The organism is Polynucleobacter sp. MWH-UH24A (assembly GCF_018687475.1).
Classification (GTDB): domain Bacteria; phylum Pseudomonadota; class Gammaproteobacteria; order Burkholderiales; family Burkholderiaceae; genus Polynucleobacter.
The window spans coordinates 699365-714882 of the sequence record NZ_CP061292.1 but is presented as its reverse complement, the minus strand read 5'-3'; the positions used below and the strand labels follow the sequence as shown (position 1 = coordinate 714882).

Here is a 15518-nt window from a genome sequence, read left to right as displayed (position 1 = left end):
TGATCTAGATCATTATTTATGAGGCGGCCTTGAGTTGCGCTGCTAGATCAATAAAGTCTTTGGCATGGTAGGTCGTCCAGGACTCTTGCCCAAGGTCTGTTCGGGTTACCTTTGGTCCAAACTCATTAGGGCGTTCAATAAATGCCGTTTGGAGACCGCATGCATGAGCCGCTTCTAAATCGTCTTTATGGGCAGCCACCAACATCACCTCGTGCGGCTTTAAATCAAATGTTTGGCAAACGCCTAAATAGGTCTGAGGATCTGGCTTGTAGTGGCGAAATACTTCGGCCGAAAGAATTAGATCCCAAGGTAAGCCGCCATTTTTTGCCATATTAGCAAGTAGGCCTAAATTACCATTGGACAGAGTGACGATCGTAAAGTCTTGTTTTAGGAGTGTTAAACCACGCACCGTATCCGGCCATGGTTTTAATCGGTGCCAGGCGAGATTAAGATGCTTCTTTTGGGCTTCCGTCAGATGATCAATTTTTAGCTCAGTCAGCACTTGATCCAAGATCATTCGATGTAGATCATCAATCCGAGTCCAGCCGAGCTCCCCACTACGAACTCGAGCCATGGCAGGCTTATAGCCAGACCGCCAGGCACTGGCAAAAGCAATAGGGTCAGCTTGGGGCAAGAGTTGGGTAACCTCAGCCGCAATTGAGCCATGCCAATCCACTACGGTTCCAAATACATCAAAAGCCAGTACAGTTGGTTTCATCTTGGGGTTTGGGTTTGGGTTTGGGTTTGGGTTTGATTAGGATCATTCATAATAGACAAATACCAAGCCTCTCCGATACAGTCAATCGTATTAACCTTTAAAAATACATCATGCCCATTATTACCAATATTGAAGACTTGCGCGTTCTCCATCAAAAACGCACTCCCAAAATGTTTTATGACTACGCAGACTCGGGTTCTTGGACCGAGTCCACCTATCGCGCCAATGAATCCGACTTTCAGAAAATTAAATTACGTCAACGGGTGGCTGTCAATATGCAAAATCGCACCACCAAAACGACGATGGTCGGCCAAGAGGTAGCAATGCCAGTTGCTCTGGCACCCACTGGCTTAACCGGTATGCAATACCCCGATGGGGAAATTTTGGCTGCACAGGCTGCTGAGAAATTTGGGGTCCCCTTCTGCTTATCAACCATGAGCATTTGCTCGATTGAAGATGTGGCCGAACGAACCACTAAACCATTTTGGTTTCAACTCTACGTCATGAAAGATCGTGGTTTTATTGAACGCTTAATTGAACGGGCTAAGGCTGCTAAATGTTCGGCACTCGTACTCACCTTGGACTTGCAAATTTTAGGTCAGCGTCACAAAGATATTAAAAATGGTTTAAGCGCGCCACCGAAACTCACAATTCCAAACATGATCAATATGATGACCAAACCGCGTTGGTGCATGGGGATGCTGCAAACGCCACGTCGCACCTTCCGAAATATTGTTGGTCATGCCACCGGCGTAGGGAATATGTCCTCCCTATCATCATGGACTGCCGAACAATTTGATCCTGGCCTCAATTGGGGTGACGTTGAGTGGATTAAAAAACACTGGGACGGCAAATTGATCATTAAAGGTATTTTGGATCCAGAGGATGCGCGGGCAGCCGTTGGATCAGGGGCGGATGCGATTGTGGTCTCGAATCACGGTGGCCGACAGCTCGATGGTGCAATGTCGAGTATTCAGGCACTACCACCAATTGTCGATGCGGTTGGTAAGGATATCGAGGTTTGGATGGATGGCGGCATTCGTTCTGGTCAAGACGTTCTTAAAGCATGGGCCTTAGGTGCCCGCGGTACGATGATTGGTCGCTCCTTCCTCTATGGTCTTGGCGCCATGGGTGGGCCTGGCGTTACAAAATGTTTAGAGATTATTCATAAGGAGTTGGATCTCACGATGGCATTTACTGGCCACCGTGATATCCATAATGTCACCAACGATATTTTGGTGCCTGGTACCTACTAAGTTATTTCTTCGCGTTTGGAAAAAAGAGCTGCTCACCGCCTACTTTGTAGGAGGCAATCGTATCTTGGCCTTCTTTTGAGGTAATCCAGTCCACAAATGCCTGGCCTTCGGCTTTTTTCACATTGGGGTGCTTGGCGGAGCTCACCAACATCACGCCATACTGATTAAAGAGCTTTGGATCGCCTTGCACCAGAATAGCTAGATCACCGCGGTTCTTAAAAGTAAGCCACGTTGCCCGGTCCGACAAGATATAACCATTCATACCGGATGCTGTATTTAATGCAGGACCCATTCCAGAGCCAGTTTCTTTATACCAAGGTAGATTCGCTGACACTGTAATGTCCGCACCCTTCCAATACCGCAACTCGGCGGCATGGGTACCACTCTTATCGCCTCGAGAGACAAAGGTTGACTTACTATCGGCGATTTTCTTGAGCGCTGCTTGAATATCTTTGCCACCGGCAACTTTCGCTGGATCACTTTTTGGGCCAATCAGTACAAAATCGTTGTACATCACTTCAATCCGTTTATCGGCAAAGCCTTCGGCAACAAATTTTTCTTCAGCGACCTTGTCGTGAACGAATACCACATCAGCGTCTCCTCGACGGCCAATATCTAAGGCCTGTCCTGTGCCAACGGCAACAACTTTCACCTGAATACCTGTTTTCTTCTCAAACGGTGGCAGGATGTGCCCAAATAAACCCGATTGCTCCGTCGAAGTTGTCGATGAAAGCACAATACTTTTTTGTGCATAAGCGGCCGTTGAAAGTAAGAATGAGAGAGTGAATGCCGAAACAATGGAGCGAATATTTTTCATGGTGATTAATAGTGAGTTGAAAACGTTTTATCATCAAGAGATCGATTTAAATAATCAATATGCAAAAATATTCATATGAAGCTCGTGATCCAACCCACCCTCCTCCTGAAGACCCCAAACTACCATCAGCGTAGCCTCGACTTAACGCATATTGGTAATTTGTTGCGCAGTGTGGATCAGGGGCGTACCCTTGCAGCTGCTGCAAAGGATCTCAATGTCTCCTATCGAACGGTTTGGAATGAACTGCGAGAGGCTGAGCAAGAACTGGGCTGTAAGCTATTAGAGCGAATTAAGGGGCACGGCTCAAAAATTACTCCCGCCGGTCAATTACTGATTCATTCGCTCGATCGCTTGGATTTACAGCTTTCAAATGAGGCTCAGCGCTTAGCTACGGATATTGGCGAGAAGCTCTCCAAGCATCTTGAAAAAATCCTTGATCGCTATATTTTTTGCACTAGTAACGACCCACTCATTGAGCAAATTCATTCAAAATTTGATGAAATTGACTATAAAACGATGGGGTCTGGACATGCGCTGGATCGACTGATCGAAAATAAAGCGAGCATTGCAGGTTTTCATGTATCGGATCCTGCTGAAATTAAAGCGATCGAAGACCACCTCCGCCGTGCTGGTCTGGTGACCGTCCCCTTAATGCAGCGCGTTCAAGGATTATTGTTAGCAAAAGGCAATCCGCTGAAGATTCAATCCATCCGAGATCTCGCTCGGCCCGAGGTACGGATGATTAATCGACAAAAGGGGGCGGGTACACGTCTATTACTTGATCGACTCTTAGAGCGTGAAGGCCTAAAGACCAAACTAATTAAAGGATATGGGCACGAGGAGTTTACCCATAGCGCCGTTGCGACCAGCATCTTAGCTGAACAAGCCGATGTCGGAATTGGGTTGCAATACATCGCCAAAGAGTACAAGTTACACTTCATTCCACTTGAGACTGAAACGTTTTACCTCGCCATGAAACCAGAGTTCAGGCGTAATAAAACCTTGATCGCATTCATTAAAGCCATCAAGAATCGTTCCAATAAAACTCCGGGGTATAAAGCGCTTAAATGAATCGGCTAATTATTTTCAGGTAATCGATTAATAGATTAGTGGGATCAGTTTCTTGGTACGCCGTTGATAGTCCTTATAGTCTGGAAACTTTTCCAACAGCCACTCTTCTTCTTTGCGGGACTTCATGTCAAAGAAGAGTAGTAATGCGAGCGCCACAATAAAGGTATACCAATTTTGCACAGTTGCTGCCCATCCAAAACCCAGAATAATCACCCCAAAATAAATGGGGTGGCGCACCATCTTGTAAATTCCTGTCTGAATTAATTCGCCGTTTTGCTTGGGTTTTGGTAGTGGGGTCAAATTGGGACCTAAAGAAATGGCAGCCCATATAGCAATTCCAAGACCGAGGTAGAAAAAAGCCCTACCAATCAGCCACAAGGGGTAATGGATTGTCTCTGGCTTACCAAGCAGATCGGCCGGACCAAAGAATAGTGCGATTAATAAAACTGCTTGAATGAATACGTAGATCGCGCCACGATCGTGCTTGGTTTTACTCATCTAAGTCTCAAGCTCTCTAAGGTATTGGAAAATCTCACGATAGGCTTTCGGAGGTTTATTGGTCTCGCGTTCCTTTTTGGCATTTCGAATCAGAGTACGAATACTCTGAATATCGAGTGCAGGATACTTAGTAATTAACTCCTGTAAGGCCTCATCACTTTGTAGCAAGCGTTCGCGCAAACGCTCTAAACGATGTAACTTGGCAGTTTCGACCCGACCAGGCCCTTCAATGACTTCAAGTTGATTCTTAATGGCAGCAATATCCTCATCGGATAATGTGCGCATCCGTTTACCAAGGTATTGCTTATGGCGCCGAATCCCCTCAAAGGACCGAACCTTTGAGGTCTGTGCAATCGCATCGCGCAAATCTTCATCGATTGGAATAGACTTTAACGCATCACTTGTGAGGGCGCTTAAAGCCTCAGCTAATTTTTGGCGCTCGGCCATTTGACGTTTGAGCTCTGATTTACTGGGTGGTAAATCATCGTTTGCGATTAAAGGATCAATTTCAGCCATGTCCCATTCTACTGAATGGTTCAATCCGATTAAAATCGAGCATTATTGATTGACTCCCCCTTTTGCCTTCATGGAATATCAAGACTATTACAAAATACTCGGCCTGGAACGGGATGCGACGCCTGATCAGATCAAACAGGCCTATCGCAAACTAGCTCGCAAATACCATCCCGATGTGAGTAAAGAGACGGATGCCGAAAAACGCTTCAAAGAAATTGGTGAGGCTTATGCAGTTCTAAAAGATCCAGAGAAAAAATCTGCCTACGATCAAATGGGTAATAACTGGTCGGGAGGTCAAGGTTTTAATCCACCACCCAACTGGGATTCTGGATACGAGTTTCGAGGTAATGGTTGGGGTGATCATGCCAATCCTGACCATAGCGAGTTCTTTGAGTCCATTTTTGGGCGCCGCGCCCAACAAGCCAATCAACAAAGTGCTCAACTCAATATTCCGGGTGAAGATCACCATGCCAAGATTGAGATTGATTTAGTTGATTCCTATCTAGGTGCGCAGCGGAGCATTGGACTCAAAATGCCCACACTCGACGATCAAGGTCATCTTCGCATGCAAGAGCATACTTTAGAGGTCAAGATCCCCAAGGGTATTCGAAGCGGTCAACATTTGCGCCTTGCTGGTCAAGGAAGTCCTGGGTTTGGCAATGGCAAAGCGGGTGACCTCTATTTAGAGATTGTGATTAAACCGAACCCCTACTTCAAGGTTGATGGTAAAGACGTTACGGTGGAGTTAAGCCTTGCTCCCTGGGAGGCGGCATTGGGGGCAACGGTAGACCTCCTTATTCCAACTGGCAAAGTTGAACTGAACATACCTGCCAACACCATGGCGGGTAAGAAATTACGCCTTAAGGGCAAAGGCATTCCGAGCCAAGAACCAGGTGACCTTTATGCAACCATTCGATTGGTTACCCCACCAGTAACCACCGATGCCGATAAAGAGTCCTACCAGGCGATGGCAAAGTCCTTTGCCGCATTTAATCCACGTGCAAACGTATAGGAGCTATCCATATGAATACCAATCATTCTGTATTGCTAGAGGGGGTGGTGGTTGAAGAGCATCTGCATCTAAGTGTTACTGAAATCTGTCAAGCATGTTCAATCACTCATACGCATATTGAAGAATGGGTGGCCGAAGGTGTTTTGCAGCCACAAGGTTCGAATCAGAGTGATTGGCGCTTTACCGGTCACTCCTTACGACGCGCCAAGATTGCTAGTCGCTTAGTCCGAGACCTCGAGGTAAATACACCGGGCGTTGCTTTAGCGCTTGATCTCTTAGAGGAAATCGAAACGCTTCGCAAACAACTCAATCAGCCGTAGTTATTGCAAGGCTTCTTGGGCAGCAAGAACGCCACTACCCTTGAGCTTGATACCAAAACGGTTCATGCCCATTTCGCATCCACTGATGGCAGCAAGCAAAGATAACTCATTGCAGTCACCCAAATGCCCAATGCGGAATAATTGACCCTTCACCTTACCTAGGCCCGTTCCAAGGGACAGGTTATAGCGCTCAAAGATTAATTTTCGCAAGGCATCAGCATCCACACCCTCTGGGGTGCGCACGCCAGTTAATACAGGCGAGTAAACCGCTGGGTCCTTACACTGCACTTCCATTCCCCATGCCTCCACTGCTGCGCGACAAGCTTTTGCAAGACGCTGATGGCGAGCGAACACATTGTCCATGCCTTCATTCAAAATCATCTCGATCGCTTCGTGTAAGCCATAAAGTAAATTGGTCGCAGGCGTCGAGGGCCAATAACCCGTCTTATTGGACTCCAGAATTTCATCCCAAGCCCAATAGGCTTTTGGCAAGGTTGCGCGCTTACTGGCTTCTAGCGCTTTTGGTGAAATCGCATTAAATCCAATGCCAGGGGGAAGCATCAAGCCCTTTTGTGAGCCGCTTACAGTTACATCAACGCCCCACTCATCATGACGAAAATCTGCCGAGGCAAGGCCGGAGATCGTATCGACCATTAAGAGTGCAGGATGTTTTGCTGCATCAATGGCCTTGCGCACAGCGGCGATATTGGATGTAACCCCTGTTGAGGTCTCGTTATGAACCACACAAACTGCTTTAATTTGATGGCCTGTATCTGCCTTTAAGCGCTCTTCAATTTTTGCAGCGTCAACTCCATGACGCCAACCCTCTGCACCTGGTAAGCCAATGAACTCCGTTTTAATTCCTAAACGTTGAGCTAACTTATTCCAAAGGGTTGCAAAATGACCAGTCTCATACATGAGAACGAGGTCACCCGGAGACAAGGTGTTCACAAGAGCACCCTCCCACGCACCAGTACCTGAGCTGGGATAAATAATCACTGGATGCTTCGTCTTAAAAATGGTTTGCATACCAGCCAATAACTGAAGACCTAACTCACCAAACTCAGGGCCGCGATGATCAATGGTTTGATAACTGATGGCACGCAAAATCCGCGAGGGAACCGGACTGGGTCCTGGAATGTGTAAAAAATGTCTACCCGATGGATGTTGGTCAAGTTTCAGCATATTTTGTCTGTCGTTGTCGTTTTAGTTGGCAATGGCTTTAAAAAGCGAAGCCCCATTTATACCAGTTTCAGCGCTGTTTTGCCTTGACCTGTATAGGACATTGGCTATCAAGCCAATTGGATGCAATAGCCTGTCAATCCAGGCTGACAGAGAATAAAACTGAATTAGACTCTAGCTTATTTAGAGCGTTTGATAAGGACTTTTGATGGCTTATGTAACTGTAATTGGAACCGGAACCATGGCGACTGGGATCACAGCTGGATTCCTGGAAGCTAATGTTCCTGTGGTGGTCTTGGGGAGGACCCAGAAAAAGGCGCAACAATGTCTTACTGACGCAATCGCATTATGCTCGGAGACAAAATCAATCACCACAGAATCATCCCATGCTGACGAAATTGATACATGGAGCAATTGGGCTAACTGCCGCTGGATTGTAGAAACCATTATTGAAGACTTACCAAGTAAGCAAGCCTTGTTTTGCGCTCTCGACGAACGTGTTCCTGAAGATATACCAATTGGGAGCAATAGCTCAGCCTATCCAATTAGTAAAATCGCACAGGATTTAAAGACAGCCCATCGCATGATGGGGGCTCATTACTTCATGCCTGCTGAATTAGTGCCCTTAGTTGAAATTGTCTTGGGTGAGAAAACTGATCCAATCATTGCAAAAAGGGTTTATGACTTCTATCAATCCATTGATAAGAAGCCGGTTCTTGTTAAAAAAGATATCCCTGGATTCTTAGCGAATCGTATTCAACATGCCTTAATGCGGGAAGCCCTGTATTTAATTGATCGTGGCATCGCCACGCCGGAGGATGTGGATGATGCAGTTCGCTATAGCTTTGGCTTTCGATATGCTGCGGTGGGACCAATCACCCAGAAAGAACTATCGGGGTGGGATGTTAACTGTAACGCAGCCAAGGAGATTTATCCAGCACTATGCAATGACTCCACCATGCCTGCAACAATCCTAAACATGGTTAAAAGTGGCAAAACGGGAACTAAAAATCTTGCTGGCTTTTGGTCGTGGACCCCAGAAAAAGTAAAGGCGCTAAAGGAGGTTTACTCCAAGCGCCTGCAAGCTGCCTTTGCTGTCTTAAAGATTGAAAAATAATTACTTTGCCGTGATCTTATCCATCGCAGCTTCGAGGTGTGTGATGGCACGCTCAATATGCAAAAGCTTCTCAAGGCCAAATAATCCAAGTCGGAAGGTTCTAAACTCGGGACCCTCGCCGACTTGCAACGGAACACCCGCAGCAGTTTGCAAACCAACTTCCATAAACTTCTTACCGGATTGCATATCTGGATCAGTGGTGTAGCTGACCACAACACATGGCGCTTGATATCCAGCCGCGGCTACGCTCGGAAAACCCTTACTAACCATTAAGGCTCTTACCCGGTTACCTAACTCAATCTGTTGCTGCTTGAGGTAATCAAATCCATGGGACTGAGTCTCCTTCATGGCATTACGCAAAATCTTTAGCGCATCCGTTGGCATCGTGGTGTGATAAACGTGTGCGCCCTTTTCATAGGTTTCCATGATCTGCAACCACTTTTTAAGATCAATCGAGAAACTATTACTTTGGGTTTGCTCAATTTTTTGCCGTGCGCGCTCAGAAAGACCAATCAAGGCACAACATGGGGAACTACTCCACCCTTTTTGTGGGGCACTAATTAAGACATCAACCTTACTGGCTTTCATATCAACCCACATCGCACCAGAAGCAATGCAATCCAATACAAATAGTCCATCGACCGATTCCACTGCGTCACCAATGGCTCTTAAATACTCGGGTGGCAAGATAATCCCAGCAGAGGTTTCAACATGGGGAGCGAATACGACATCAGGCTTTTCTTTTTGAATAAAGGCAACAACCTCCTCAATCGGAGGAGGTGCAAACGCACCCTGAGCAGTATGCTCAACTTGGCGACCCTTAATAACGTGTACATCTTGGGTGAACTGTTCGAGATCAAAAATTTGCGTCCAGCGATAACTGAACCAACCATTACGAATAATCAAACATTTTTTGCCAGGAGCAAATTGCCTAGCTACTGCTTCCATGCCGTAGGTCCCACTTCCAGGAATCACAATGGTTGAATGCGCTTTATAAACATCCTTAAGAATTGCAGAAATGTCGGTGATCACTTTTTTGAATTCCGCCGACATGTGATTTAAAGAACGGTCGGTGTACACCACCGAGAATTCCAATAGACCATCCGGGTCTACATTGGGCAAAAGGCCTGGCATGCAAATTCCTTCTTATTTAGGCTAAATTAATGATTACGTGTTAAACCGTTATTCTAATTGTTTTAAACCACTAGGGCCGATATGACCGCCAAGCCTCGGAACCACGAACCTCAGAGTCTCAAAGAGACTTTGTATCGGGTTATTTTTGAGTCCGATACCCGTGCCGGTCGACTGTTTGACCGGATTCTGATCTTTGTCATTCTGTTCTCAATTTTGGTAGTGGTGCTCGATAGTGTACAAAGCATATCGGCAAAATTTCATACCATCCTCTTTTCCTTGGAATGGTTTTTTACCTTCATCTTCACCATTGAATACATTGCACGACTCTACTGCGCTCCTGATCGACGCAAGTATGCGCTAAGCTTTTTTGGAATCATTGATCTTGTGGCATTTCTACCCACCTACCTCGCGCTCTTCTTTCCCGAGTTGCATTCGCTAATCGATGTTCGCATCTTGCGCCTGCTGCGCATATTCCGAATCTTCAAGCTCACAAGTTTCTTGGTTGAATACACCCACCTAGCAAATGCCCTAGCTGCCAGTCGGCGCAAAATCATGGTGTTTCTATCGGTTGTGCTGATGATTGTGATGGTGATGGGAACGCTGATGTATGTGGTTGAAGGTCCAGAGCATGGGTTCACTAGTATTCCAATTAGCATTTATTGGGCGATTACAACCATGACCACCGTTGGTTTCGGTGACATCACCCCAAAAACCGATTTGGGGAAATTGATTGCCTCGGCCATGATGCTGATGGGCTGGGGTACATTAGCTGTTCCAACTGGAATTGTGACCAGCGAAATGGCGTTGCGTCGTCATCGGCCAGATTTGGATCCTCGAACCTGTCCGAACTGTTTAGCCGATGACCTCAATGCAAGCGATAAATACTGTCGAGCGTGCGGGGTTGAGCTTCCCTCCGACCACCACAAGTAATTCGCTTCATTTATCCTGTGTTGCGCAAACCTGAAGCAATTCCATTAATCGATAAGTGGATACCACGCTTGACCCGCTCGTCGCTTTGCCCGGCACGATAACGTCTGACTAACTCAACCTGAATATGATGCAATGGGTCAATGTAAGGAAAGCGATGGCGAATGGACCTGGCCAAGATCGGATTATTTGCCAAACGCTGCTTCTCCCCGGTGATTTGCTCGAGTGCCGCAACTGTCTTATCCCACTCTGCACACATGGCTGTATAGATTTTTTTGCGTAAGCGCGCATCAGCAACGAGCTCACTGTAAAGTGCTGCAAGGTCAAGATCTGCTTTAGATAAAGCCATATCCATATTCGACAAGAGGGTTCGAAAAAATGGCCACTGTCGATACATGCGTTTTAATAGGGCTAAGTTTGTAGCTCGCTCCTTTGGTTTACCATCATGCAATAACGCGTAGATGGCAGATCCAAAGCCAAACCATCCAGGCAGTGTTAAGCGACACTGCCCCCAACTGAAGCCCCATGGAATGGCTCGAAGATCCTCAATACGCTGCGTCGCTTTACGGGATGCAGGTCGTGAACCAATGTTGAGTTCGGCAATCTCACGAATCGGCGTGGCCTGGAAAAAGTATTCTGCAAAGCCCTCAGTTTCATAGATCAATTGGCGGTAGGCCCGCATGCTGGACTCTGAAATCTGTGCAGCTGTTTTTAGAAATAATGAGGTCGCTGGCTTGGTTGGCTGCAATAGAGTTGCCTCAAGGGTTGCTGCAATCAATGCCTCCAAATTTTGCCTGCCAATCGCTGGATTGGCGTATTTGGAGCCGATCACCTCGCCTTGCTCCGTCAAGCGAATTTGGCCTCTGACCGTCCCCGGTGGCTGCGCGAGAATGGCTTCATAACTCGGACCACCGCCACGCCCAACCGTTCCACCACGCCCATGAAATAAACGCAGCTGAATATTGTGGCTATTCGCTAAGCGCTCAAAGAGCTCCACCAAGGCAATCTCGGCGCGGTACAACTCCCAATTGCTGGTAAAGATCCCGCCGTCTTTGTTGCTATCCGAATAGCCCAACATAATGTCTTGCTCGGCACCCGACCGTTTCACTAGATTGGCGATGCCCGGCAAGGCATAAAAGTCCCGCATGATGGGTGCGGCATTGCGCAAATCTTCAATGGTCTCAAATAGAGGCACAGTAATCAGGTCAATAGTTGCTTTCGAATCCAAGGTGCCATGCATGAGACCAAGCTCTTTTTGCAACAACATAACCTCTAGTAAATCGCTGACGGTCTCCGTATGACTAATGATGTAGTGCCGAATCGCATCGGCGCCAAAGTGCTCACGCAAACGTTTGGCAAGCGCAAAAATAGCAAGCTCACTGATGGTGTGCGGGGAGTATTCTGCGCCAACTACCTGCAAGGGCCGTGCCTCATTCAGCAAGCGAATCAATAAAGCCTGTTTAGCAGGCTCATCTAAAGCTCGGTAGTTTTTTTCTATCTTGGCAACAGCGAGTAACTCTTGTAATACTTCCTCATGCTGATCTGAGCTTTGGCGCAAGTCCACAGTGGCCAAATGAAATCCAAACACTTCAACTGCACGGATAAGTGCTCGAAGGCGTTGATTAATGAGCGCCTCAGCAGAGTGGGATCGCAGTGAGCTCTCAATGATCTGTAAATCACCTAAGAATTCTTGAGCACTTTGGTATGGATTTTGAGGAGGCACAGCGTGCCTTGCTGCATCACCGCCAGTCAGATCTTTTAATGTGGCCGCGAGTCGCGAGTAAATGCCAGTTAAGGCTCGTCGATAGGGCTCATCCATCCGATGCTCATTCTCATCGGGAGAGCAATTCGCTAAGGCTTGCATCGCCTTAGGAAATCCCACCAAGAGTGCAGAGAGCGAGAGCTCCGTTCCTAGGTAATGAACTTCGGTTAAGTAGTGCCGCAAAATCATCTCGGCCTGGCGCTTTAAAGCATATTCCAAGGTTTGGGCAGTGACATTCGGATTGCCGTCCCGATCGCCACCAGTCCACTGACCCATGCGTAAAAACGATGCGATATGGGATTGTCCAAGGCGATCTTCTAGCTCAGCATAGAGCTTTGGAATCTCTCGTAAAAAAGTGGCCTCGTAGTAACTCAAGGCGTTTTCAATTTCATCCGCAACCTTCAGTTTGGTATAGCGCAATAAACGGGTTTGCCATAACTGAATTACACGCGCTTTAATTTGTAATTCATTATTTGCAAGCTCGCGCTCACACAGCAGATCTTTTTTTAGCTGATAGGCTTTCGCTCGATCTTTAATCTGATCACGGGTAAGCAAGAGTTGGGCAATGCTCCGCTCCGCATCCAAAATACTTTTACGCTGCACCTCGGTTGGGTGTGCGGTCAACACGGGTGATAAATAACTATCAGCGAGGGTTTTAACAATGGTTGCCTTACTAATCCCTGCTGCATGAATCCGCTCTATAGCTAAATCAATACTGCCGGGCTGTTGGCCAGCAATGCGCTCTTGAGCAGCTTGTCGGCGTAGCTGATGCCGGTCCTCTGCTAAATTTGCTAAGTGACTGAAATAGGTAAAGGCTCGGATGACCTTCACTGCATCATCGGCACTTAATCCTTTTAAAAGCTTCTTAAGCTCTTTATTGGCATTCTCATCACCATGGCGATGAAACCGGACCGATAAGACCCGGATCTGCTCAATCAAATTGAATATTGCAACGCCCTCTTGCTCCCGAATCACGTCCCCTAAGATGCGCCCTAGTAGACGAATATCGTCAACCAAGGCCGAGTCGGGGTCTTGTTTTCGGGTAGAGGGTCGACTGACCAATGCCTTATACCGCCATCAGGGCTTGTGCCGCATTGAGCATTTGCACGGAGTAGCCCCATTCATTGTCGTACCACGCCAAGACCTTGACCAACTTGCCATCGCTCGAGACCCGCGTTTGCGAGGCGTCATAAATACTGGGTCGGGGATCGTGATTGAAATCAATTGATACCAGCGGTAAGGTATTAAAGCCCAGAATGCCTTTGAGCTCATGCTCACTGGCCGCCTTGAGTATTTGATGAACTTCATCGACCGAGGTAGGACGCTTGGCAATAAAGGTGAGATCAACGACCGAGACATTAATAGTAGGTACGCGCATCGCAAAGCCATCAAAGCGGCCAGCCAATTCTGGTAGCACTAGACCAACCGCTTTTGCAGCACCGGTTTTGGTAGGGATCATGCTACTCACCGCTGAGCGTGCCCGACGTTTATCCTTGTGATACACATCGGTGAGTACTTGATCATTGGTAAACGCATGAATCGTGGTCATGAGGCCAGATTCAATTCCAATCTTCTCCAGCAGCGGCTTAACGAGGGGTGCCAAGCAATTGGTGGTGCAACTTGCATTAGAGACCACCACATCGGTGGGTTTTAAGACCTTCTCATTGACGCCATACACAATCGTGGCATCCACATCCTTTTCACCGGGGGCTGAGATCAACACCTTCTTGGCGCCCTGCTGGATATGGACCATTGCCTTTTCTTTGGAGGTGAACTTACCAGAACACTCAAGCACCAGATCAACACCCTCTTTGCCCCATGGGGTTTCGAGGGGATTACGGGTCGAATACATCCGAATTCGATCGCCATTGACCACCATGTAATCGCCATCGATGCTCACTGTTCCAGGAAAACGACCATGGGCAGAGTCGTATTGGGTGAGATGTGCGTTGATATCAATATCACCCATCGCATTAATTGCGACGATTTGGATATCGCGTTTTTTATTCTGCATCGCCTCTTCGTAGAGCGCACGCAATACCATCCGGCCAATCCGGCCATATCCATTAATTGCAACTCGGATCGTCATGTTTTCCTCTTTATTCCTTTTACTCAATCATTACTGCACAATCGCTTTTAGTTCTCCCTTGGCGTAGCGCACTGCCATCTTTTCCAAAGGGATCACCTTAATCTTGCTGGCTTGCCCAGCACATCCAAACGATTTGAAGCGCGCCTCACAAATTCCTTTGGCAGCGGCTGTGGCAACTTTCAAAAAAGCGCGAGGATCAAATTCTTCTGGATGCTCTGAGAAAAATTTCCGTATTGCACCGGTCATCGCTAAACGAATATCAGTGTCGATATTAATCTTGCGCACGCCATGCTTAATCCCTTCAACAATCTCTTCCACTGGCACACCATAGGTCTCTTTAATAGTGCCGCCATGCTGACGAATAATTGCTAACCACTCTTGCGGTACGCTTGACGATCCATGCATCACTAAATGCGTATTGGGTATGCGTTGATTAATCGCTTTAATACGATCAATTGCCAAAATATCACCAGTGGGGGGTCTGGTGAACTTATACGCTCCATGACTGGTACCAATGGCAATCGCTAGCGCATCCACTTGAGTCTTAGCAACGAACTCAGCTGCCTCATCGGGATCGGTGAGGAGCTGCGAGTGATCAAGCACACCCTCTGCGCCACTGCCATCCTCGTCACCTGCTTGTCCAGTTTCCAAAGAACCCAAGCAACCCAGCTCACCTTCCACTGAAACACCAACAGCATGCGCCATATCCACAACCCGACGGGTTACATCCACGTTATAGGCAAAGTCAGCCGGGGTCTTAGCATCTTCTTTTAGTGAGCCATCCATCATCACACTAGAAAAGCCACTGCGAATCGAGGCTTGGCAGACTGCAGGCGAGGCGCCGTGGTCTTGATGCATACAAATTGGGATATGGGGGTATTGCTCAACCGCTGCATGCACCAGCATACGAAGGAATGGCTCCCCTGCGTATTTCCGCGCACCTGCCGAGGCCTGCAAAATGACCGGGCTATCAACCTGCTCAGCGGCCTGCATGATGGCATGGATCTGCTCCATATTGTTCACATTAAATGCTGGCAATCCGTAATGATGCTCAGCGGCGTGATCTAAAAGCTGTCTTAATGAAATTAATGCCATTTTT

General features: G+C 47.3%; 15 protein-coding genes. 6 read left to right on the top strand and 9 right to left on the bottom strand.

Annotation, left to right across the window (positions count from 1 at the left end):
• Positions 1-16: 16 nt before the first annotated feature.
• Positions 17-718, bottom strand: coding sequence for a haloacid dehalogenase type II (locus ICV32_RS03745; protein WP_215372041.1), 702 nt, complete (start codon positions 716-718; stop codon positions 17-19).
• Between the two features lie 110 nt (positions 719-828).
• On the opposite strand from ICV32_RS03745, the gene ICV32_RS03740 reads away from it, so the two are divergent.
• The gene (locus ICV32_RS03740) at positions 829-1974 is read left to right on the top strand and encodes an alpha-hydroxy acid oxidase (protein WP_215372039.1); all 1146 of its coding nucleotides are present in this window, start codon (positions 829-831) and stop codon (positions 1972-1974) included.
• A gap of 1 nt (position 1975) precedes the next feature.
• Here the strand turns inward: ICV32_RS03740 and ICV32_RS03735 are convergent, their stop codons facing one another.
• Positions 1976-2791 carry an extracellular solute-binding protein gene (locus ICV32_RS03735; RefSeq protein WP_215372038.1) on the bottom strand — a complete coding sequence of 272 codons (816 nt, stop codon included), beginning with the start codon at positions 2789-2791 and terminating at the stop codon, positions 1976-1978.
• 75 nt (positions 2792-2866) lie between these two features.
• Here ICV32_RS03735 and ICV32_RS03730 point away from each other — a divergent pair, with 75 nt between their 5' ends.
• On the top strand, positions 2867-3862 hold the full coding sequence (locus ICV32_RS03730) for a substrate-binding domain-containing protein (RefSeq protein ID WP_215372036.1): 996 nt from the start codon (positions 2867-2869) through the stop codon (positions 3860-3862).
• 27 nt (positions 3863-3889) lie between these two features.
• Here the strand turns inward: ICV32_RS03730 and ICV32_RS03725 are convergent, their stop codons facing one another.
• Positions 3890-4360: an isoprenylcysteine carboxylmethyltransferase family protein gene (locus ICV32_RS03725; RefSeq protein ID WP_215372034.1), complete on the bottom strand. Its 471-nt coding sequence runs from the start codon at positions 4358-4360 to the stop codon at positions 3890-3892.
• Positions 4361-4876: a ribosome biogenesis factor YjgA gene (gene yjgA / locus ICV32_RS03720; RefSeq protein WP_215372033.1), complete on the bottom strand. Its 516-nt coding sequence runs from the start codon at positions 4874-4876 to the stop codon at positions 4361-4363.
• Between the two features lie 70 nt (positions 4877-4946).
• Here yjgA and ICV32_RS03715 point away from each other — a divergent pair, with 70 nt between their 5' ends.
• Both ICV32_RS03715 and ICV32_RS03710 read left to right on the top strand, forming a co-directional pair.
• Positions 4947-5888: a DnaJ C-terminal domain-containing protein gene (locus tag ICV32_RS03715; protein WP_215372031.1), complete on the top strand. Its 942-nt coding sequence runs from the start codon at positions 4947-4949 to the stop codon at positions 5886-5888.
• Between the two features lie 11 nt (positions 5889-5899).
• Positions 5900-6208, top strand: a complete 309-nt coding sequence (locus ICV32_RS03710; protein WP_215372029.1) for a chaperone modulator CbpM — start codon at positions 5900-5902, stop codon at positions 6206-6208.
• Here the strand turns inward: ICV32_RS03710 and ICV32_RS03705 are convergent, their stop codons facing one another.
• A complete protein-coding gene (locus tag ICV32_RS03705) occupies positions 6209-7393 on the bottom strand; it encodes an alanine--glyoxylate aminotransferase family protein (RefSeq protein ID WP_215372027.1) in 1185 nt (394 codons plus the stop codon).
• Between the two features lie 205 nt (positions 7394-7598).
• Between ICV32_RS03705 and ICV32_RS03700 the strand changes: the two genes are divergently transcribed.
• Positions 7599-8507 carry a 3-hydroxyacyl-CoA dehydrogenase family protein gene (locus tag ICV32_RS03700; RefSeq protein ID WP_215372025.1) on the top strand — a complete coding sequence of 303 codons (909 nt, stop codon included), beginning with the start codon at positions 7599-7601 and terminating at the stop codon, positions 8505-8507.
• Here the strand turns inward: ICV32_RS03700 and ICV32_RS03695 are convergent, their stop codons facing one another.
• Positions 8508-9641 (bottom strand): aminotransferase class V-fold PLP-dependent enzyme, encoded by a 1134-nt coding sequence (locus ICV32_RS03695; RefSeq protein ID WP_215372023.1) that lies wholly within the window; start codon positions 9639-9641, stop codon positions 8508-8510.
• A gap of 81 nt (positions 9642-9722) precedes the next feature.
• Between ICV32_RS03695 and ICV32_RS03690 the strand changes: the two genes are divergently transcribed.
• The gene (locus ICV32_RS03690) at positions 9723-10571 is read left to right on the top strand and encodes an ion transporter (RefSeq protein WP_215372021.1); all 849 of its coding nucleotides are present in this window, start codon (positions 9723-9725) and stop codon (positions 10569-10571) included.
• A gap of 10 nt (positions 10572-10581) precedes the next feature.
• On the opposite strand, the gene ppc is transcribed toward ICV32_RS03690, so the two are convergent.
• From ppc to fba, 3 genes are read right to left on the bottom strand one after another with little or no spacing between them, the layout of a single operon-like run.
• Entirely contained in the window at positions 10582-13392 is a 2811-nt protein-coding gene (gene ppc, locus ICV32_RS03685) for a phosphoenolpyruvate carboxylase (RefSeq protein WP_215372019.1), read from the bottom strand.
• 4 nt (positions 13393-13396) lie between these two features.
• The gene (gap, locus tag ICV32_RS03680; protein ID WP_215372017.1) at positions 13397-14419 is read right to left on the bottom strand and encodes a type I glyceraldehyde-3-phosphate dehydrogenase; all 1023 of its coding nucleotides are present in this window, start codon (positions 14417-14419) and stop codon (positions 13397-13399) included.
• Positions 14420-14449: 30 nt separating this feature from the next.
• The gene (fba, locus tag ICV32_RS03675; RefSeq protein ID WP_215372015.1) at positions 14450-15514 is read right to left on the bottom strand and encodes a class II fructose-bisphosphate aldolase; all 1065 of its coding nucleotides are present in this window, start codon (positions 15512-15514) and stop codon (positions 14450-14452) included.
• Positions 15515-15518: the final 4 nt, after the last annotated feature.